Origin of the sequence: Gilliamella sp. Gris3-2 (assembly GCF_001690345.1) — a bacterium.
Taxonomy (GTDB): domain Bacteria; phylum Pseudomonadota; class Gammaproteobacteria; order Enterobacterales; family Orbaceae; genus Gilliamella; species Gilliamella bombi.
On record NZ_LZHB01000024.1, the window covers coordinates 74323 to 93228 of the forward strand.

Here is an 18906-nt window from a genome sequence, read left to right on the forward strand (position 1 = left end):
ATTTTCTATCTACTATTTAGTTTAGTCAATTTGATGGTTTTCTACGTGGTGGACGTCTAAATGGTTTTGGATGAGGCAAATCAACCAGTAGCGCAGAAGGATCATATTGGCTAACAGGAATAGCATGATCAATTGCTTTTTCAATAGCAGGTAAATTTTGCGAATAACGTTCACAGGCTAATGAAATTGAGTAACCTCCAGCTCCTGCACGCCCTGTTCTTCCAATTCGATGACGATAATCATCACAATCATCGGGCAGATCATAATTAAAAACGTGAGTAACATTAGGAATATGTAATCCTCTAGCTGCGACATCGGTAGCGACTAAAATATCAAGATGACCTTGGGTAAATTGTTCTAAAATTGATAAACGTTTTTTCTGAGCAATATCACCAGTTAATAATCCAACACGATGTCCATCAGCGATAAGATGTCGCCAAATCTTTTCGCAAGTTACTTTGGTATTAGCAAACACAATGCAACGATCAGGCCATTCTTCCTCAATTAGTGTTTGTAAAAGTGCTAATTTATCTTCGTTAGATGGGAAAAATAGTTCTTCTTTAATGCGATGCCCAATTTTTTGTTCTGGTTCAACTTCAATATATTTAGGATTATTCATATGCTCAAAGGCTAATTCACGCACGTTGTGTGTTAATGTTGCAGAAAACAACATGGTTAATCTTTGTTGTGGTGGTGTCATATGTTTGAAAACCCAACGTATGTCACGGATAAATCCTAAATCAAACATGCGATCGGCTTCGTCTAATACGACAACTTGAATTGCGTCTAAATTAATATAATTTTGCTTCGCATAATCAATCAATCGTCCTGTTGTTGCAATTAAAATATCGACCCCTGTGGAAAGCATTTTTAATTGTTTATCATAGCCATCACCACCAAAAGCTAATCCTAATTTTAAACCTGTTTCTTCAGATAGTCGTTCAGCGTCATGGTATATTTGTACAACTAATTCGCGTGTAGGGGCAATAATTATTGCCCTTGGTTGATTTATTTTGTGATCAGGTAAAGGCTCATGATTCAACAAGTGATTAAATGTTGATGCTAAAAACGCCATGGTTTTGCCTGTTCCAGTTTGTCCTTGCCCAGCAATATCCATTCCGTTAGTGGTTAGCGGTAATGTCTTTTCTTGAATTGGTGTGCAATAAACAAATCCTTTTTTTTCAAGTGCTTTTAACACTGAAGGATGAAGAGGAAATTGGCTAAAAGTTGTTTTGGTAAGATATGATTGAATCATTATTGTTGTGAATATAATTATCAGAATTGTCAGATTATAACACACTAAATATAGTGACATCACTAATAATTATATCCTATTATACTAATTGCTAGTAGAGAAATTCAAAGTAATCTATTATTGTAAAAAGTAAAAATGTAGGAGACAAAAATGAGTGATAATATCGTTCAGTTATCAGAAGCAACTTTTGATAAAGTAGTTAATGAATCATCGAAACCAGTACTCGTTGATTTTTGGGCTTCATGGTGTAAGCCTTGTAAAATGGTTGCTCCGATTTTGGAAGAAATAGCTCAAGAATATAGCGATAAGATAGTTATTGCCAAATTGAATATTGAAGAAAATCCCAATATAGCACCTAAATTTGGTATTCGAGGTATTCCTACTTTATTGATTTTCAAAAACGGACAAGTAGCTGCCACTCAAGTAGGAGCTTTATCTAAAGCTCAACTTAAAGATTTTATTAAGCCTCAATTGTAATAGTTACTTTATGTTTTTATAATATGGTTAATAGAGTAATGAATTTTACATTACTCTTTTGTTGTGTCTTTAATTTTATTAGATTTATTAATTTATAATAGTTATATTCAATTAATTGTAGACAAATTAATGATTTTAGTGTAATCTGTGCTTCTCTTACATGTATCCCTTTCTGTAATTCATTGTTTTTATTGGTAAAGTGGTGAAATTCTATATTCAAATGTTCAATTATCATCAAAAGCTTAGCAATCGATTGAATTTAAGTGTTGTAAGAGAGCTTTTTTATAAGCGAATTAAACAAATATACAAAAATAATATTAAATTGCAAACATATCAATTTTATCCTCAAGAATTTTTAACATTATGAATTTAACTGAATTAAAAAACACTTCTGTTTCCGAGCTTGTAGCGCTTGGAGAAAAAAAGATGGGGCTTGAAAATCTTGCCCGACTTAGAAAACAAGACATTATTTTTGCAATCTTAAAACAACATGCCAAAAGTGGTGAAGATATTTTTGGTGATGGCGTACTGGAAATTTTGCAAGATGGATTTGGCTTTTTGCGTTCAGCTGATAGCTCTTATTTAGCTGGTCCTGATGATATTTATGTATCACCAAGTCAGATTCGACGATTTAATTTAAGGACTGGTGATACCATTGCAGGTAAAATCCGTCCGCCAAAAGAAGGTGAACGATATTTTGCTTTGTTAAAAGTAAATGAAGTAAATCACGATAAACCAGAAGATGCCCGCAATAAAATTCTTTTCGAAAACTTAACTCCACTTCATCCAAATTCTCGTTTACGAATGGAACGAGGTAACGGTTCTACCGAAGATATCACCGCAAGAGTTCTTGATTTAGCATCACCAATTGGTAAAGGTCAACGTGGCTTGATTGTTGCACCACCAAAAGCAGGTAAAACAATGCTTTTACAAAATATTGCACAAAGCTTAGCGGTTAATCATCCTGAATGCGAGTTAGTTGTATTAATGATTGATGAGCGTCCCGAAGAAGTGACCGAAATGCAGCGTCTAGTTAAAGGTGAAGTTGTTGCATCGACATTCGATGAACCAGCAGCAAGACATGTTCAAGTTGCTGAAATGGTTATTGAACGCGCAAAACGTTTGGTTGAACATAAAAAAGATGTGATTATTTTATTAGATTCGATCACCCGTTTGGCTCGTGCATACAATACAGTTGTTCCTTCATCAGGTAAAGTGTTGACTGGTGGTGTGGATGCGAATGCATTACATCGTCCGAAACGTTTTTTTGGTGCAGCACGTAATGTGGAAGAAGGTGGTAGTTTAACAATTATTGCAACAGCATTGATTGATACTGGCTCTAAAATGGATGAAGTTATCTATGAAGAGTTTAAAGGTACAGGTAATATGGAAGTCCATTTATCGCGTAAAATTGCTGAACGTCGTGTGTTTCCTGCTATTGACTTTAATCGTTCAGGTACACGTAAAGAAGATCTAATGACTTCGCCTGATGAACTACAAAAAATGTGGATTTTACGCAAAATTCTTAACCCAATGGGTGAGACTGATGCAATGGAGTTCTTGATCGATAAACTTGCCATGACTAAAACTAATGATGAGTTTTTCGAAATGATGAAACGTTCATGATTTATTCAGTTGATAGTAAATATCATTAAAGTCATGAAAAAGAGCCGTATTGTATTCTGATACGGCTTTTTTTATGGCAAAATATAGCGTAATTTATAAAACTTAATTAAGTTTTAGGTGTTGTTAAAACCTTATGGTTAAGGTTATAGAGGTTTAATAAAGGAGCCAAATCATGTCAAAACAACAAATCGGTGTTATTGGAATGGCAGTTATGGGGCGAAATCTTGCGCTCAATATTGAAAGTCGAGGATTTTCTGTTGCTATTTATAATCGCTCTAAAGATAAAACAGAACAAGTCATGGCTGAACATTCTGATAAGAAATTGGTTCCTTATTATACAATTGAAGATTTTGTCAATTCTTTAGAAAAACCACGCCGTATCCTGATTATGGTGCAAGCAGGTAAAGGTACCGATGCGGTAATTGATGAGTTGCGTCCACTTTTAGATAAAGGTGATATTATTATCGATGGCGGGAATGCCTATTTTGAAGATACAATTCGTCGAAACAAAACATTGTTAGCAGAAGGATTTAACTTTATTGGTACTGGTGTTTCAGGTGGCGAAGAGGGAGCGCTAAAAGGTCCATCAATTATGCCTGGTGGGCAAAAAGAGGCTTATGAATTAGTTGCACCAATATTAGAGAAGATTGCAGCTAAGGCTAATGGTGAGCCTTGTGTTGCTTATATAGGTCCAAATGGCGCTGGTCATTATGTAAAAATGGCTCATAACGGCATTGAGTATGGCGATATGCAACTGATAGCTGAAAGCTATTCGGTATTAAAACATGCTGTTGGTTTAACTAATGATGAACTTGCTGAGGTGTTTACAGATTGGAATAAAGGCGAGTTAGACAGTTATTTAATCGAAATTACCGCTGATATCTTTAAGCATAAAGACGAAAACGGTAATTATTTAATTGATGTGATTTTAGATGCGGCAGGCAATAAAGGTACAGGTAAATGGACCAGCCAAAGTGCTTTAGATTTGGGTGAGCCTTTATCTTTAATCACTGAGTCTGTATTTGCTCGTTATCTATCAGCAATTAAAGATCAGCGAGTTGCGGCGGCAAAAGTGTTAAAAGGTCCTCAAAAAGCGCCTTATAGTGGTGATAAGCAGGAGCTCATAGAAAAAGTCCGTAAAGCACTGTATATGGGTAAAATTATTTCTTATGCACAAGGTTTTGCACAGCTAAAAGCTGCTTCTCATAAATATCAATGGAATTTAAATTATGGTGAAATAGCTAAGATTTTTAGAGCAGGGTGTATTATTCGTGCACAGTTTCTTCAAAAAATTACTGATGCTTATGCCGATAATAATGAGATTGATAATTTATTGTTAGCGCCTTATTTTAATCAAACAGTTGAGGCTTACCAACAATCATTACGTGATGTGGTATCTTTAGCGGTACAACAAGGTATTGCTGTTCCAACACTTTCAGCAGCGATTGCTTATTATGATAGTTATCGATCAGCGGTATTACCAGCTAATTTGATTCAAGCTCAGAGAGATTATTTTGGTGCTCATACCTATGAGCGTATTGATAAAGAAGGTGTGTTCCATACCGATTGGTTAAATATTGAATCTTAATATTTTCAATTTATAATCTTATTTTGCTATACAAGAGTGCAAGTAAGTTTGCACTTTTGTATAGCTTTTTCCCCTTTTGTATCTCAATATTTCATAACTCCTTGTCATTATTGATTTTAAATTTGTCAAGTGATTTCATTTATTAAAAAACCTAGAAAAACACTATATATTGTGTATAATTGAATATTATTTACTATATATAGTGTTATTTAAGCGGTAGAAAACCTCGGGATTATATCAAAAAACTAATGATTTGATAAAAAATGAATAATAACAACGAATATTAATGTTGGTATAACACTTGTGACTAACGCGAGTTATTGATGGATATTGAGGAGTATATATGCCTGTAGTAATAAAACGAGATGGTTGTCAAACTGCATTTAATGAGACTCGAATTAAAGATGCAATTGTCAAAGCAGCTGTGGCGACGAATGTTCATGATCCTGATTATTGCGAAACGGTTGCTCGTGTTGTTACTAATCAAATGAGCGAACGTGAAAGTGTTGATATCAACGAAATTCAAAATGCAGTTGAAAATCAGTTAATGTCAGGCCCTTATAAAAAATTAGCGAGAACTTATATTGAGTATCGCCATGATCGTGATCGTGCTCGAGAAGAACGTAGCCGTCTAAATCAGGATATTCGAGGACTAATTGAGCAAAGTAATGTCGCCATTTTAAATGAAAATGCTAACAAAGATAGCAAGGTGATTCCAACTCAACGTGATTTACTCGCGGGTATTGTAGCAAGGCATTATGCGAAGCAGTATTTATTACCTAAAGATATTTCTCGTGCTCATGATTGTGGTGAAATTCATTATCATGATTTAGATTATGCGCCATTTTTCCCTATGTTTAACTGTATGTTAATTGACTTAGATGGTATGTTAACAAATGGTTTTAAAATGGGTAATGCTGAGATTGAGCCTCCAAAATCAATTGCTACAGCAACTGCGGTAACTGCACAAATTATAGCACAAGTGGCTAGCCATATTTATGGTGGCACGACCATTAATCGTATCGATGAGGTTTTAGCAAAGTTTGTTACTATTAGTTATAACAAACACAAACAAGTGGCTGAAGAATGGAATATCCCAAATCCAGAAGCTTATGCTGAAAGTCGCACTCAAAAAGAGTGTTATGATGCATTTCAATCTCTTGAATATGAAGTAAACACTTTACACACAGCTAATGGACAAACTCCGTTTGTTACTTTTGGTTTTGGTTTAGGAACTAGTTGGGAATCACGCTTAATTCAAGAGTCTATTTTAAAAGTTCGTATCAAAGGATTAGGTAAAAATCATAAAACAGCAGTTTTTCCAAAACTTGTTTTTGCCATTAAAGATGGTATTAACCATAAACAGGGCGATATTAATTATGATATTAAGAAACTTGCACTTGAGTGTGCAAGTAAACGGATGTACCCAGATATTTTAAATTACGATAAAGTTGTTGAAGTGACGGGTTCATTTAAAACGCCAATGGGTTGTCGAAGTTTCTTGGGCGTTTATGAAGAAAACGGCCAGTTAATTCATGATGGGCGCAATAATTTAGGTGTAATTAGTCTAAATTTGCCTCGTATAGCTATTGAAGCTAAAGGTGATGAAGCTCGATTTTGGGAAATTTTAGATAAACGTTTAGAACTATGTAAAAAAGCATTAATGACGCGTATTGCTAGACTTGATGGCGTAAAAGCAAGAGTGGCACCAATTTTATATATGGAAGGTGCTTGTGGTGTAAGGCTTAACGAAGATGACAATGTTTCTGAAATTTTCAAAAATGGGCGAGCTTCAATTTCTTTAGGTTATATTGGTCTTCATGAGACATTAAATGCACTTTACGGAAATCAAACGCATCCATTTGATAGTGATAAATTACGCGAAAAAGGTGTGGCAATTGTTAAGCGTTTACGTAATGCGGTGGATCAATGGAAGAACGAAACCGGTTATGGGTTTAGTTTATATAGCACACCAAGCGAAAATTTATGTGATCGATTTTGCCGACTTGATACGGCTGAATTTGGTGTAATTCCAGGTGTTACTGATAAAGGTTATTACACTAACAGTTTCCATCTTGATGTTGAGAAAAAGGTTAATCCGTACGAAAAAATTGAATTTGAAAAACCTTATCCTCAAGTTGCTAATGGTGGTTTCATCTGTTATGGCGAATATCCAAATATGATTAACAATATCAAAGCATTAGAAGATGTTTGGGATTATAGTTATTCACGAGTTCCTTATTATGGGACTAATACGCCAATAGATGAATGTTATGAATGTGGTTATACCGGTGAATTTTCTTGTACCAGCAAAGGCTTTGTTTGCCCAAGTTGTGGTAATCATGATTCTTCAAAAGTATCGGTTACTCGTCGTGTTTGTGGATATTTAGGTAGTCCTGATGCCCGCCCATTCAATGCAGGTAAACAAGAAGAAGTAAAACGTCGAGTTAAACATTTAAATAATGGTCAAATTGGTTAATAATCAATAAATATTTATGAATTATCATCGTTATTATTCTGTCGATGTTGTTAATGGGGAAGGAACTCGCTGTGTTCTTTTTGTTGCCGGGTGTGTACATCAGTGCCCAGGTTGCTATAACAAAAGTACATGGGGAGTAAATTCTGGTTTACCATTTACACAAGCACTTGAAGATCAAATCATTAAAGATTTACAAGATACTGAAATAAAACGTCAAGGATTATCGCTTTCTGGCGGTGATCCTTTGCATCCTCAAAACGTTGCAACTATATTAAAACTGGTCCAACGTGTTAAATCTGAGTGCGATAATAAAGATATCTGGCTTTGGACTGGGTATAAGCTTGATGAGTTAACTGCTGAACAACAAGCAGTTATTCCTTATATTGATGTGTTAATTGATGGAAAATTTGTGCAGGAACTTGCTGATCCTCGTCTATTATGGCGAGGAAGCAGCAATCAAGTTATCCATCGTTTTAAATAAAAATCATGGGCTAATTAGTGAGATTTATGTAAATTTAGAAGATAAGAAATAGCTTCTCGGTAGTTAATTTCAAGATTTTCGCTACTTGATGAAGTGATATGCAAATCAGTAATTTTGCCATTATGAATTCCATAAACCCAACCATGCAAATTAACCTTTTGACCTCGTTGCCATGCAGATTGAATAATTGTAGAGTGTCCAAGATTGTAGACTTGTTCGATTACATTAAGTTCACATAAAACATCCAAACGGATATCGGGTGGAAATTCCCCTAGAAGTGAGCTGTTTCGAAACCAAAGATCACGAATATGCAGTAACCAGTTATTAATTAGCCCTAAATCAGGATTTTCAACCGCATCACGAATTCCACCACAACCTAAATGACCACAAACAATGATATCTTCAATTTTAAGTACATCCACTGCATATTGAACGACAGATAAACAGTTTAAATCAGTGTGTATTACAAGATTACCAACATTACGATGCACAAATAACTCACCTGGCTTTAACTTAATGAGTTTTTCTGCTGACACACGACTGTCTGAACAGCCGATCCATAAAAATTTAGGATTTTGTTCAACTGCAAGTTGTTTAAAAAATTCAGGATCTTCTTGCTCTATTTTTTCTGACCATTCGTGGTTAAAACGGATCAGATCGTTTACATCAAACATAATTAATATTTCCCAATATATTTCATTATTATTTTTTTATTTTAAGTTATTCAATATGCTGAATCTTACTTTTCATTATTAATTTACGCCACAAAGGAGTTGTTAATAGTTTGGCTTTAACAATTTTACTATAAAGTTTGAAGCGTAATGGTATTGTACGTTGATAATAACATTTATTAGGTTTTGGATGGCCACTATTTAATATTTTACTTAAAATTTCAGCGCTATCTAAAGCATAGCTAATACCTTCTAACGAACTTGCACTAATAAAACCAGCAGCTTCACCAATTAAAAAAATATTTTCATTACCAGTATAAAAATCACGTAGCCGATTTGGATAGACCACTAAACATTTTTCTGTTTTGAGAGGTTTACCAAAAATAAACCCTTGTTTAGTTAAATTTTCTTTTAATTGTTCAAAATTTTGATTCGCTACTTTTTTAGGAAAAGCACCGCCAAAGATAAAATAACCATTTTTTGAAATACTCCACGAGTAGCAATTTGTTAATTCATTGTCGAATATACAAGAATTAAATGGCGTTGGATGTTGCTCTATAAACCATTGTTGTATCGCTACATATTGTCTTATCGTATGTTGAGGATATCGCATTCGTCTAACCAGAGAATTGGCACCGTCAGCACCGACCACATATTGAGCAGTGGCGTTGTGTTCATTTTTATTTTCATCAAGATAAGTGATCTGATAACCATCAATAATGCGTCTTACTTCTTTACAGAGTGTATTATGAAGGACGGTTACATTTGATGGTATTAGTGATTTTAGCCACAGATCAAATTTGTGCCTATCAAAACTCACATAACTTCGCTGATAGTTGCGAATAAGTTTGGTTTGTAAGTCATAAGTTCTGACATTAAAAATTTGAGGATCAGTTAAAATATCAGCCGGTAAGTTTATATTTTGCCTAGCAAAGGCTTTTTGTGCATCATCTGCTAATAGTCCCCCACAAGGTTTATGAAATCCGCCATTTCCCGTTTTATGTTTTGTATCTAATGCAATGACTTTGAATGAAGGACTCAGTAAACGGGCTAGCGTACTGCCAGCAGGCCCTAGTCCTATAATCGCGATATCGTAATCCATGTTATTGTGTAGTTCTTTTTTACCATGTTTAAAAGCCATTTATGTTAGCAAATTAAATTATGTGTGACTATTAAAGATGAGCACTTCTCTATGCCAGTTAACTTGTAAAAAAGTTTCAGGTAACTATGTGTTTCAGTATAAAATTAGATATAAACGTTCTTTTTTAATGAATTTATTTTTGTTATTAATCTGACTTGTTTTTGCAAGTGAATCAAATATATTTTTCCCTCGACTGAATATTATCGTATTGATATAAGGACATCTTGCGGTATATGTCATATAACCCAAATTGTATGTGAAAATAGTATATTCACTATAAGGCGCTAATTTGTTTGAGTCAATCATTGATTAATCGTAATTATTTACTAGATTCAAAATAAGATAAAATTTTTAACTTATTGATTTTTAGTTGTTTTTATTGATCTCAAAAAAGCGATATTTTCAATTTTTAATGAAATTCATTTAACTATTAGTAAATAGCTTCTATAATAATAGCCAATTTATCACGCATAAGAGTTAACAATGGAAAAGTTTCACGTAACAGGTCCAACATCGCTAAATGGCGAAGTGGTTATTTCTGGCGCAAAAAATGCTGCGCTACCCATTTTATTTTCTGCAATTTTGGCAGAAAAACCAGTAGAACTTCGAAATGTTCCTAAATTAAAAGATATCGATACAACTTTGGAATTGCTAGGCCAGCTAGGTGTAAAATATGAACGAAATGATTCTATTTACCTTGATGCAGGTCATCTGAATAACTACTGTGCACCTTATGAGCTAGTAAAAACTATGCGTGCTTCAATTTGGGCTTTAGGTCCTCTTGTCGCTCGTTTTGGGCAAGGACAAGTTTCATTACCTGGCGGTTGTGCTATTGGTGCAAGACCTGTTGATCTTCATATTAGTGGTCTTGAACAACTTGGTGCGACAATCGCACTTGATGAAGGCTATGTTAAAGCGTCAGTCAATGGAAAACTAAAAGGTACTCATATTGTCATGGATAAAGTGAGTGTTGGCGCGACCGTTACGGTTATGTCAGCCGCAACTTTAGCTGAAGGCAAAACTATCATCGAAAATGCAGCTTGTGAACCTGAAATTGTTGATACCGCTAAATTCTTAAATATGTTAGGCGCTAAAATTACTGGTGCTGGTACAATGCGTATTGAGATAGAAGGGGTTGAACGTTTAGGTGGTGGTATACATGAAATAGTTCCTGATCGTATTGAAACAGGGACTTTTTTAGTTGCGGCAGCTATATCTAGAAGTAAAATCACTTGCCGTAAAACTGATCCAACCCTACTTGATGCGGTGCTTTCTAAATTGAAGGAAGCTGGTGCTAAGATTGAGGTAGGTGAAGATTGGATTTGTTTAGATATGCAAGGAAAAAGGGCAAAAGCTGTTAACATTCATACTGCTCCGCATCCAGGTTTTCCTACTGATATGCAAGCACAATTCTCATTGCTAAATATGGTTGCTGAAGGTACAGGAATCATTAAAGAAACCATTTTCGAAAATCGATTTATGCATGTTCCTGAGCTAATTCGCATGGGTGCAAAAGCAGAAATTGAAGGTAATACCTTAATTACCCATGGTGTTGAAACATTGAGCGGTGCACAAGTGATGGCGACGGATTTGCGGGCGTCAGCGAGTCTAGTTTTAGCTGGTTGTATTGCTGAAGGTTTAACCACTGTTGATCGTATTTACCATATAGATCGAGGCTATGACAATATTGAAGCAAAATTAAGAAAATTAGGCGCCAATATTGAAAGGGTGAAATAATTCATTTTCGATAAAAAATTAATAAGTTGTTTTTTCAAAAGGAGCGTAATGATGACAAAGCAAGCATTGGTGTTTTTATCGAATGGTTGTGAAGAAACAGAAGCAGTAACCACTATCGATTTATTAACCCGAGCTGATATTAAAGTTACTACTGCAAGTATTTCAAGTTCTCGTGAAATTGAATGTTCTCGAGGAGTTACCATTTTGGCAAAAAAAATACTTTCGGATGTTCAATACATTGATTTTGATGTTGTTGTTTTACCTGGAGGTGTTAAAGGTGCTGAAAATTTTCGAGATTGTCCATTGCTAATCGAAAAATTGAAACAAACGCACCAAAGTGGCGGTATTGTTGCTGCAATCTGTGCTTCTCCAGCTATGGTTTTACAACATCATAACTTATTTCCACACGCATATATGACTGGTTATCCAACCACTAAAGAGGCGTTTAAAAATTGGAAGTCCGATAGAGTTTATTTTGATGAGTTGTATAAAGTTATTACTAGCCAAGGTCCCGCAACTTCTATTGATTTTGCTTTAAAAATTATAGATGCGTTGTTAGGCCGAATAAAAGCAGCTGAAATTGCTCGGCAATTAGTTCTTCCTTTGGGAATTGAATCCTATCAATAAATAGGTACTAAATGTCAAATTCACATTTGTATGAAAAATTAGTTAAAAGAGCGACGCTAGGTGCCGTTTCAATCTCTATTTCCTTAATTTTAATTAAATTTATTACTTGTTGGTTTACTGGTTCAATAAGTTTATTTGCTTCATTATTAGATTCAAGTATCGATTTACTTGCTTCTGGTGTTAACTTTTTTTTAGTTCGTTATGCACTAAAGCCTGCAGATGCTGATCATACTTTTGGTCATGGCAAGGCCGAATCTTTGGCAGGATTATTACAAAGCGCGTTTATTATTGGTTCTGCAATAATTTTGTTACTTTCTAGTATTCGCTCTTTTATTTATCCGAATGAACTACAGGAACCTTTATTGGGGATTATTGTCTCAACTGTTTCTGCTGTAGTGACATGCATTCTTGTTTTGTATCAAAGATATGTTGTAAAAATCACTAAAAGTAATGCTATTCAAGCCGATATGTTGCATTATTCTTCCGACATGTTGTTGAATATTGCTGTTATAATTGCACTTTGTTTAAGTTGGTATGGCATTACTTATGCTGATGCGGCCTTTGCAATTTTTATTGCTTTGTATATTTGTTATAATGCTTATCACATTGCACATAATGCAATTAAAGACCTATTAGATCATGCTTTACCAGATAGTGATAATTTGCGAATAGCTGAAATTGTTGCTTCATATCCAGATGTAAGAGGTTTTCATGATCTAAAGACCCGCCAAGCAGGCCCTCTCAAATTTATTCAATTGCATCTTGAATTAGACGATGATATGCCTTTAATCACTGCTCATGCCATTGCTGATGCTATTGAAAAACATATTTCTAAAGAATTTTCTCCTGCAACGGTGATTATTCATCAAGATCCAATTTCTGTTGTGCCCATCGAAATGATGAAGTAGAAAACTTAATCAAAAATAGCTTTTATTGTCTATTGTTAGATATCTGTTAAGACTCTATAATAACTAAAAGTTAATAATTTGGAGTTATTTTATATGATAAGAAAAATAGGTATTTTAACCAGTGGTGGCGATGCTCCAGGAATGAATGCTGCTATTCGAGGTGTAGTGAGAACAGCATTATCAGAAGGGTTGGATGTTTTTGGTGTTTATGATGGTTATATGGGACTTTGTGAAGATCGCATTGTTCAACTAAAGCGTTCAAGTGTATCTGATATTATTACTCGTGGTGGTACATTTCTTGGTTCGGCTAGATTTCCAGAGTTTAAAGATAAAGCTGTAAGACAAAAAGCCATTGCTAATCTAAAAAAACATCAAATTGATGCTTTAGTTGTTATTGGTGGTGATGGTTCATATATGGGCGCAATGCGATTAACTGAAGAAGGTTTTCCATGTATTGGTTTACCAGGAACTATTGATAATGATATTCGTGGTACTGATTATACTATAGGGTATTTTACTGCACTTAGTACTGCAGTTGAAGCAATCGATAGATTACGTGATACTTGTTCTTCACATAACCGAATTTCAGTTATTGAAATAATGGGGAGAGATTGTGGTGATTTAACCTTAAATGCAGCAGTTGCTGGTGGTTGTGAATTTATGATTATTCCAGAGGTTTCTTATACGAAGGAAGATCTAATCGAAGAAATTAAACTAGGCTTTGCAAAAGGTAAAAAACATGCAATTGTGACTGTTACAGAACATATGTGTGATGTAAATCAACTTGCAGTAGACATTGAAGCTGCTGTTCATCACGAAACTCGTGCCACAGTATTAGGGCACGTTCAACGTGGTGGTTCTCCTGTCCCTTATGATCGTATTTTGGGGTCTCGTATGGGGGCTTATGCTGTTGAATTACTGCTACAAGGCTATGCAGGTAGAAGCGTTGGCGTACAAAATGGTAAATTAGTACATCACGATATTATAGATGCTATCAATAATATGAAGCGTCCATTTGATATGGATCTATATAATACAGCCAAACGATTATTTTAAATGTTAATTGTGCCATTTAAGCATAATTAGTAGTAGATAAATATCTGATTGTTTTATTAATAGGTGAACTGGTAAAAATGATATTTTATGACAGTCACCTATTTGTTTATCTACTAACTCCTTTAAAATGAGTCGATATGGAATTAGGCTGCTTTTAATAATAAAAGAGTTTTTATTTATCAAGTATGGATGTGAATCATAGTAAACTAATTACAATGTTATATTGGTAATTTTATGACACTACATTTTTTAGAAGATAATGATCGTTTTTATGCTTGTGATGCTAATAATAAAGAAATAGCTGAAATGACCTTTACAAGGGTCGGGAAAGATAAAGCTACTATTAATCATACTTATGTTGATTCTGCGTATCGTGGTCAAGGTATTGCAGATAATTTATTAGACCTTGTAGTAGAAAAATTACAGCAAGAAAAGCGTGAGATTATTCCTATTTGCTCGTTTGCTATTAAGAAATTAACTAGAAAATCAGATTGAAAGGCACTACTCTAAATTTTGTGTATTTACCTATTCAAGGTGACGGTTGATTCAGTCACCAAATTTTATAATGAACCGACTTATAGCATTTTTTTAAGTTTTGGATTGATATAGCCAATTTATTACAAGCGTGTGGTATTGTCCAAAAAATGACTTTTTTAACTGATTTATCTGTTTGTAAAACTTTACATTTCTTGATGATATGGCGAATAGGACTGTTTAAAGACTCTATTGCATTGGTGATGTAAATTTGCTTTGCGAATGTCAACACGGGTAAGTACAAGGTGCTGAGGTTTTCCCAGTTCCTATACGCTACGACTGGCTAGTATAGTCCTACTTTTCAACCCAAATTGACCCAAAATGCGTAAATGCTTGTGCTTGCTGTTCTGTTGTAGCCTGATAAATCGCTTTCAAATTTTTTGTTATCGCTTTACACAAATTTTTACTTTGCCGATAATCAATTAAAAGATATCGACAGCACGACGGTAACTGGCATAAGTTCTTTTTTTCATTTTTTATGAAAAAATAAATTCTAGCTATTAAAATCAATAACGTTTTATTTTAATTAATAAATTTGAACTATTGATTAATAATACTACATATAGTGATAAATTTAATTAATAGGTACTACATATTGTATATTTTGATAAATATCAATTATCATAATTAAAAATATACTTTAACATTGGAATGAAAGAATGAATAAATCAATACTCGTTACCAAACGAGATGGAAAGAAAGAACCAATAAACCTTGATAAAATCCACCGTGTTATTACATGGGCTGCTGAAGGATTAGAAAATGTTTCTGTTTCTCAGGTTGAATTACGTTCACATATTCAATTTTATGATGGCATTCGTACATCGGATATTCATGAGACAATTATTCGTGCTGCAGCCGATCTGATCTCACAAGAAGCGCCAGACTATCAATATTTAGCCGCACGCTTAGCGATCTTTCATTTACGTAAAAAAGCCTTTAATCAATTTACCCCACCTTCACTTTATGAACATGTTAAAAAATTGGTCGATAACGAGCTTTATGATAAACACTTGCTTGAAGATTATACGCAAGAAGAATTTGAACAAATGGATAAGATTATCGATCACTGGCGAGATATGTCTTTTTCGTATGCCGCAGTTAAACAGCTTGAAGGAAAATATCTAGTACAAAATCGTGTCACTGGCGAGATTTATGAAAGCGCGCAGTTTTTATATATTCTAGTTGCAGCTTGCCTTTTCGCTAATTATCCTAAAGATACACGTCTTAGTTATATCAAACGCTTTTATGATGCCGTTTCAACCTTTAAAATTTCGCTACCAACGCCAATTATGGCGGGGGTTCGTACTCCTACTCGACAGTTTAGTTCTTGCGTATTAATTGAATGTGATGATAGTTTAGATTCTATTAACGCCACAGCAAGCGCTATTGTTAAATATGTATCACAACGGGCAGGAATTGGGGTTAATGCAGGGCGAATTCGTGCGTTAGGAAGCTCAATTCGCGGTGGTGAAGCTTTTCATACAGGCTGCATTCCATTTTATAAATATTTCCAAACAGCGGTTAAATCTTGTTCGCAAGGTGGTGTGCGAGGAGGAGCAGCAACTGTTTTCTATCCTCTTTGGCATTTAGAAGTTGAAAGTTTATTAGTATTACGTAACAACCGTGGCGTTGAAGAAAATCGTGTCCGCCATTTAGACTATGGCGTACAAATCAATAAATTAATGTATCAACGTTTAATCAAAAACGAAAATATTACCTTATTTAGCCCATCGGACGTTCCTGGACTTTATGATGCCTTCTTTGCCGATCAAGATAAGTTTGAAACGCTTTATCACCAATACGAACAAGATCCAAATATCCGCAAACGCGAAGTTAAAGCCGTTGAACTCTTTGCATTATTAATGCAAGAGCGCGCATCAACTGGGCGTATTTATATCCAAAATGCCGATCACTGTAATACTCACAGCCCATTTAATGCACAATTAGCACCTGTTCATCAATCTAATTTATGTATGGAAATTGCACTGCCAACAAAACCGCTTAACAACGTTAATGATGAACATGGCGAAATTGCCCTTTGCACATTATCAGCCTTTAATTTAGGTAAAATAGAATCCCTAGATGACTTTGAAGAACTAGCCGATTTAGCAGTACGCGCTCTTGATTCACTACTTGATTACCAAGATTATCCTGTACCTGCAGCTCGTCATTCTTCATTAAATCGCCGCACATTAGGTATTGGTGTTATTAACTATGCCTATTATTTAGCAAAACATGGGGTTAAATATTCTGATGGTAGTGCCAATAATTTAACTCACCGTACCTTTGAAGCAATGCAATACTATTTGCTAAAAGCATCGAATAATCTAGCTAAAGAAAAGGGATCCTGCCCATTATTTAGTCAAACCACATATTCGCAAGGTATTTTACCTATTGATACTTATAAAAAAGATTTAGATACCATTACTAAAGAGCCATTACACTATGACTGGGAATCACTACGAGCATCAATTAAAACCTATGGACTTCGTAATTCGACATTATCGGCATTAATGCCATCAGAAACTTCGTCACAAATTTCCAATGCAACAAATGGTATTGAACCACCACGTGGTTTTATTAGTGTAAAAGCATCAAAAGATGGTATTTTAAAACAAGTGGTTCCTGAGTATAACCATCTGAAAAATTTTTACGAATTACTTTGGCAAATTCCAAATAACACTGGTTATTTACAATTAGTAGGCATCATGCAGAAATTTATTGATCAATCAATTTCTGCTAATACTAATTATGATCCGGCTAAGTTCCCAAATAATAAAGTACCCATGAAACAGCTATTATCAGACTTATTGACTGCTTATAAATTTGGCGTAAAAACACTCTATTATCATAATACACGCGATGGCGCTGAAGATATTCAAGGTGATATTGTTCCAACAACCCATTCGGATGATGGCTGTGAAGGTGGCGCTTGCAAAATTTAACCTTGATTAAAACTAAATAGCTACACGCTAAAATTCAATTTTTTATCGGGGAAAACTAGTAATTTCCCCATTCAACTTGCCTTTTACACTGTCAAAAGGAAGCGGTAAAAGCAACAGTAAATGAGTAGGAGTTCTTTTATGAGTATGAATTACAGTACCTTTTCGCAAGTGCATAACGACCAGCTTAAAGAACCAATGTTCCTTGGACAATCAGTGAATGTTGCGCGTTATGATCAACAAAAATATGAGATGTTTGAAAAGCTAATTGAAAAACAACTTTCTTTCTTTTGGCGCCCAGAAGAAGTCGATATTTCACAAGACCGTATTGATTATGCTGCGTTACCAGAGCATGAAAAACATATTTTTATCAGCAATTTAAAATATCAAACTCTGCTTGATTCCATCCAAGGTCGTAGCCCTAATGTTGCTTTACTGCCACTTATTTCAATACCTGAATTGGAAACATGGGTAGAAACTTGGTCGTTTTCTGAAACCATTCATTCTCGTTCATATACTCATATCATTCGTAATATCGTTAACGATCCATCTGTGGTTTTTGATGATATTGTCACAAATAAAGAAATTCAAAAACGTGCTGGGGACATTGCAGGTTATTATGATGATCTTATTAGCTATGCAAGTTACTATAATTTATTTGGTGAGGGTGAACATAACATCAATAATCGCACTGTTTGCATTAATTTACGTGAACTTAAAAAGAAACTTTACTTATGTTTAATGAGTGTCAATGCACTTGAGGCTATTCGCTTCTATGTTAGTTTTGCCTGCTCATTTGCTTTTGCTGAACGAGAACTAATGGAAGGGAATGCTAAAATCATTAAACTTATTGCCCGCGACGAAGCGCTACATTTAACTGGCACTCAGTTTATGATCAACACACTACGCAGTGGTGAAGACGATCCCGAAATGGCTGAAATTGCCAAAGAGTGTGAACAAGATTGTTATAAATTATTTTTACAAGCCGCTAATCAAGAAAAACAATGGGCCGAATACCTGTTTGAGGGCGGCTCAATGATTGGTTTAAATAAAGATATATTATGCCAATATGTCGAGTATATAACGAACATTCGTATGCAAGCGGTCGGACTAAAATTACCTTTTGAAGCTAAATCCAATCCAATTCCATGGATTAATAACTGGCTTGTTTCTGATAATGTGCAAGTAGCACCACAAGAAGCCGAAATGAGCTCATATTTAGTTGGACAAATTGATTCTGAAATTAATGAAGATGATTTAAGCGATTTTACTTTATAATTTTATACTCAAACACATACTTACCTGAAACTTTTTGACAAAGGGAACAAATTATTGTTCCTTTTTTGTTGTTAATATCAATTAATAATAATTTTCTTTCTTC

At 34.6% G+C, this 18906-nt stretch carries 15 protein-coding genes; 12 read left to right on the forward strand and 3 right to left on the reverse strand.

Annotated features, from left to right (window positions below; translation table 11 throughout):
- Positions 1 to 25: 25 nt before the first annotated feature.
- Complete coding sequence (gene rhlB / locus A9G32_RS04535) at positions 26 to 1255, reverse strand: ATP-dependent RNA helicase RhlB (protein WP_065589622.1); 1230 nt, start codon at positions 1253 to 1255, stop codon at positions 26 to 28.
- A 150-nt stretch (positions 1256 to 1405) separates the two neighbouring features.
- On the opposite strand from rhlB, the gene trxA reads away from it, so the two are divergent.
- The 5 genes from trxA to nrdG all read left to right on the forward strand — a co-directional run bounded on the left by trxA (position 1406) and on the right by nrdG (position 7906).
- The gene (gene trxA, locus A9G32_RS04540; protein ID WP_065589621.1) at positions 1406 to 1732 is read left to right on the forward strand and encodes a thioredoxin TrxA; all 327 of its coding nucleotides are present in this window, start codon (positions 1406 to 1408) and stop codon (positions 1730 to 1732) included.
- Between the two features lie 363 nt (positions 1733 to 2095).
- A complete protein-coding gene (gene rho, locus A9G32_RS04550; protein WP_034910472.1) occupies positions 2096 to 3358 on the forward strand; it encodes a transcription termination factor Rho in 1263 nt (420 codons plus the stop codon).
- A gap of 172 nt (positions 3359 to 3530) precedes the next feature.
- Positions 3531 to 4946: an NADP-dependent phosphogluconate dehydrogenase gene (gene gndA, locus A9G32_RS04555; RefSeq protein WP_034910475.1), complete on the forward strand. Its 1416-nt coding sequence runs from the start codon at positions 3531 to 3533 to the stop codon at positions 4944 to 4946.
- 343 nt (positions 4947 to 5289) lie between these two features.
- Positions 5290 to 7425 carry an anaerobic ribonucleoside-triphosphate reductase gene (gene nrdD / locus A9G32_RS04560; RefSeq protein ID WP_065589619.1) on the forward strand — a complete coding sequence of 712 codons (2136 nt, stop codon included), beginning with the start codon at positions 5290 to 5292 and terminating at the stop codon, positions 7423 to 7425.
- 16 nt (positions 7426 to 7441) lie between these two features.
- Positions 7442 to 7906: an anaerobic ribonucleoside-triphosphate reductase-activating protein gene (gene nrdG, locus A9G32_RS04565; protein WP_065589618.1), complete on the forward strand. Its 465-nt coding sequence runs from the start codon at positions 7442 to 7444 to the stop codon at positions 7904 to 7906.
- Positions 7907 to 7920: 14 nt separating this feature from the next.
- Here the strand turns inward: nrdG and can are convergent, their stop codons facing one another.
- Both can and A9G32_RS04575 read right to left on the reverse strand, forming a co-directional pair.
- Positions 7921 to 8580 (reverse strand): carbonate dehydratase, encoded by a 660-nt coding sequence (gene can, locus A9G32_RS04570; protein ID WP_034914468.1) that lies wholly within the window; start codon positions 8578 to 8580, stop codon positions 7921 to 7923.
- Positions 8581 to 8626: 46 nt separating this feature from the next.
- On the reverse strand, positions 8627 to 9718 hold the full coding sequence (locus A9G32_RS04575) for an FAD-binding protein (RefSeq protein WP_304362647.1): 1092 nt from the start codon (positions 9716 to 9718) through the stop codon (positions 8627 to 8629).
- A 483-nt stretch (positions 9719 to 10201) separates the two neighbouring features.
- On the opposite strand from A9G32_RS04575, the gene murA reads away from it, so the two are divergent.
- The 7 genes from murA to nrdB all read left to right on the forward strand — a co-directional run bounded on the left by murA (position 10202) and on the right by nrdB (position 18803).
- Positions 10202 to 11455, forward strand: coding sequence for a UDP-N-acetylglucosamine 1-carboxyvinyltransferase (gene murA / locus A9G32_RS04580; protein ID WP_065589617.1), 1254 nt, complete (start codon positions 10202 to 10204; stop codon positions 11453 to 11455).
- A 51-nt stretch (positions 11456 to 11506) separates the two neighbouring features.
- A complete protein-coding gene (locus A9G32_RS04585) occupies positions 11507 to 12082 on the forward strand; it encodes a DJ-1 family glyoxalase III (protein ID WP_065589616.1) in 576 nt (191 codons plus the stop codon).
- A gap of 11 nt (positions 12083 to 12093) precedes the next feature.
- On the forward strand, positions 12094 to 12990 hold the full coding sequence (locus tag A9G32_RS04590) for a cation diffusion facilitator family transporter (RefSeq protein ID WP_065589615.1): 897 nt from the start codon (positions 12094 to 12096) through the stop codon (positions 12988 to 12990).
- 93 nt (positions 12991 to 13083) lie between these two features.
- The gene (pfkA, locus tag A9G32_RS04595; protein ID WP_065589614.1) at positions 13084 to 14046 is read left to right on the forward strand and encodes a 6-phosphofructokinase; all 963 of its coding nucleotides are present in this window, start codon (positions 13084 to 13086) and stop codon (positions 14044 to 14046) included.
- A gap of 234 nt (positions 14047 to 14280) precedes the next feature.
- Positions 14281 to 14541, forward strand: a complete 261-nt coding sequence (locus tag A9G32_RS04600) for a GNAT family N-acetyltransferase (RefSeq protein ID WP_034914455.1) — start codon at positions 14281 to 14283, stop codon at positions 14539 to 14541.
- Between the two features lie 698 nt (positions 14542 to 15239).
- Positions 15240 to 17528 carry a class 1a ribonucleoside-diphosphate reductase subunit alpha gene (gene nrdA / locus A9G32_RS04605; protein WP_065589613.1) on the forward strand — a complete coding sequence of 763 codons (2289 nt, stop codon included), beginning with the start codon at positions 15240 to 15242 and terminating at the stop codon, positions 17526 to 17528.
- A 144-nt stretch (positions 17529 to 17672) separates the two neighbouring features.
- Positions 17673 to 18803, forward strand: a complete 1131-nt coding sequence (gene nrdB, locus A9G32_RS04610) for a class Ia ribonucleoside-diphosphate reductase subunit beta (RefSeq protein WP_065589665.1) — start codon at positions 17673 to 17675, stop codon at positions 18801 to 18803.
- Positions 18804 to 18906: the final 103 nt, after the last annotated feature.

Excerpts from the sequence above, each read along its gene's own strand:
- A9G32_RS04575 (WP_304362647.1), bottom strand. The coding sequence starts at position 9,718 with ATGGCTTTTAAACATGGTAAAAAAGAACTACACAATAACATGGATTAC.
- A9G32_RS04600 (WP_034914455.1), top strand. The coding sequence starts at position 14,281 with ATGACACTACATTTTTTAGAAGATAATGATCGTTTTTATGCTTGTGAT.
- can (WP_034914468.1), bottom strand. The coding sequence starts at position 8,580 with ATGTTTGATGTAAACGATCTGATCCGTTTTAACCACGAATGGTCAGAA.
- murA (WP_065589617.1), top strand. The coding sequence starts at position 10,202 with ATGGAAAAGTTTCACGTAACAGGTCCAACATCGCTAAATGGCGAAGTG.
- rhlB (WP_065589622.1), bottom strand. The coding sequence starts at position 1,255 with ATGATTCAATCATATCTTACCAAAACAACTTTTAGCCAATTTCCTCTT.
- nrdG (WP_065589618.1), top strand. The coding sequence starts at position 7,442 with ATGAATTATCATCGTTATTATTCTGTCGATGTTGTTAATGGGGAAGGA.
- pfkA (WP_065589614.1), top strand. The coding sequence starts at position 13,084 with ATGATAAGAAAAATAGGTATTTTAACCAGTGGTGGCGATGCTCCAGGA.
- nrdB (WP_065589665.1), top strand. The coding sequence starts at position 17,673 with ATGAATTACAGTACCTTTTCGCAAGTGCATAACGACCAGCTTAAAGAA.
- A9G32_RS04590 (WP_065589615.1), top strand. The coding sequence starts at position 12,094 with ATGTCAAATTCACATTTGTATGAAAAATTAGTTAAAAGAGCGACGCTA.
- A9G32_RS04585 (WP_065589616.1), top strand. The coding sequence starts at position 11,507 with ATGACAAAGCAAGCATTGGTGTTTTTATCGAATGGTTGTGAAGAAACA.
- nrdD (WP_065589619.1), top strand. The coding sequence starts at position 5,290 with ATGCCTGTAGTAATAAAACGAGATGGTTGTCAAACTGCATTTAATGAG.
- trxA (WP_065589621.1), top strand. The coding sequence starts at position 1,406 with ATGAGTGATAATATCGTTCAGTTATCAGAAGCAACTTTTGATAAAGTA.
- nrdA (WP_065589613.1), top strand. The coding sequence starts at position 15,240 with ATGAATAAATCAATACTCGTTACCAAACGAGATGGAAAGAAAGAACCA.
- rho (WP_034910472.1), top strand. The coding sequence starts at position 2,096 with ATGAATTTAACTGAATTAAAAAACACTTCTGTTTCCGAGCTTGTAGCG.
- gndA (WP_034910475.1), top strand. The coding sequence starts at position 3,531 with ATGTCAAAACAACAAATCGGTGTTATTGGAATGGCAGTTATGGGGCGA.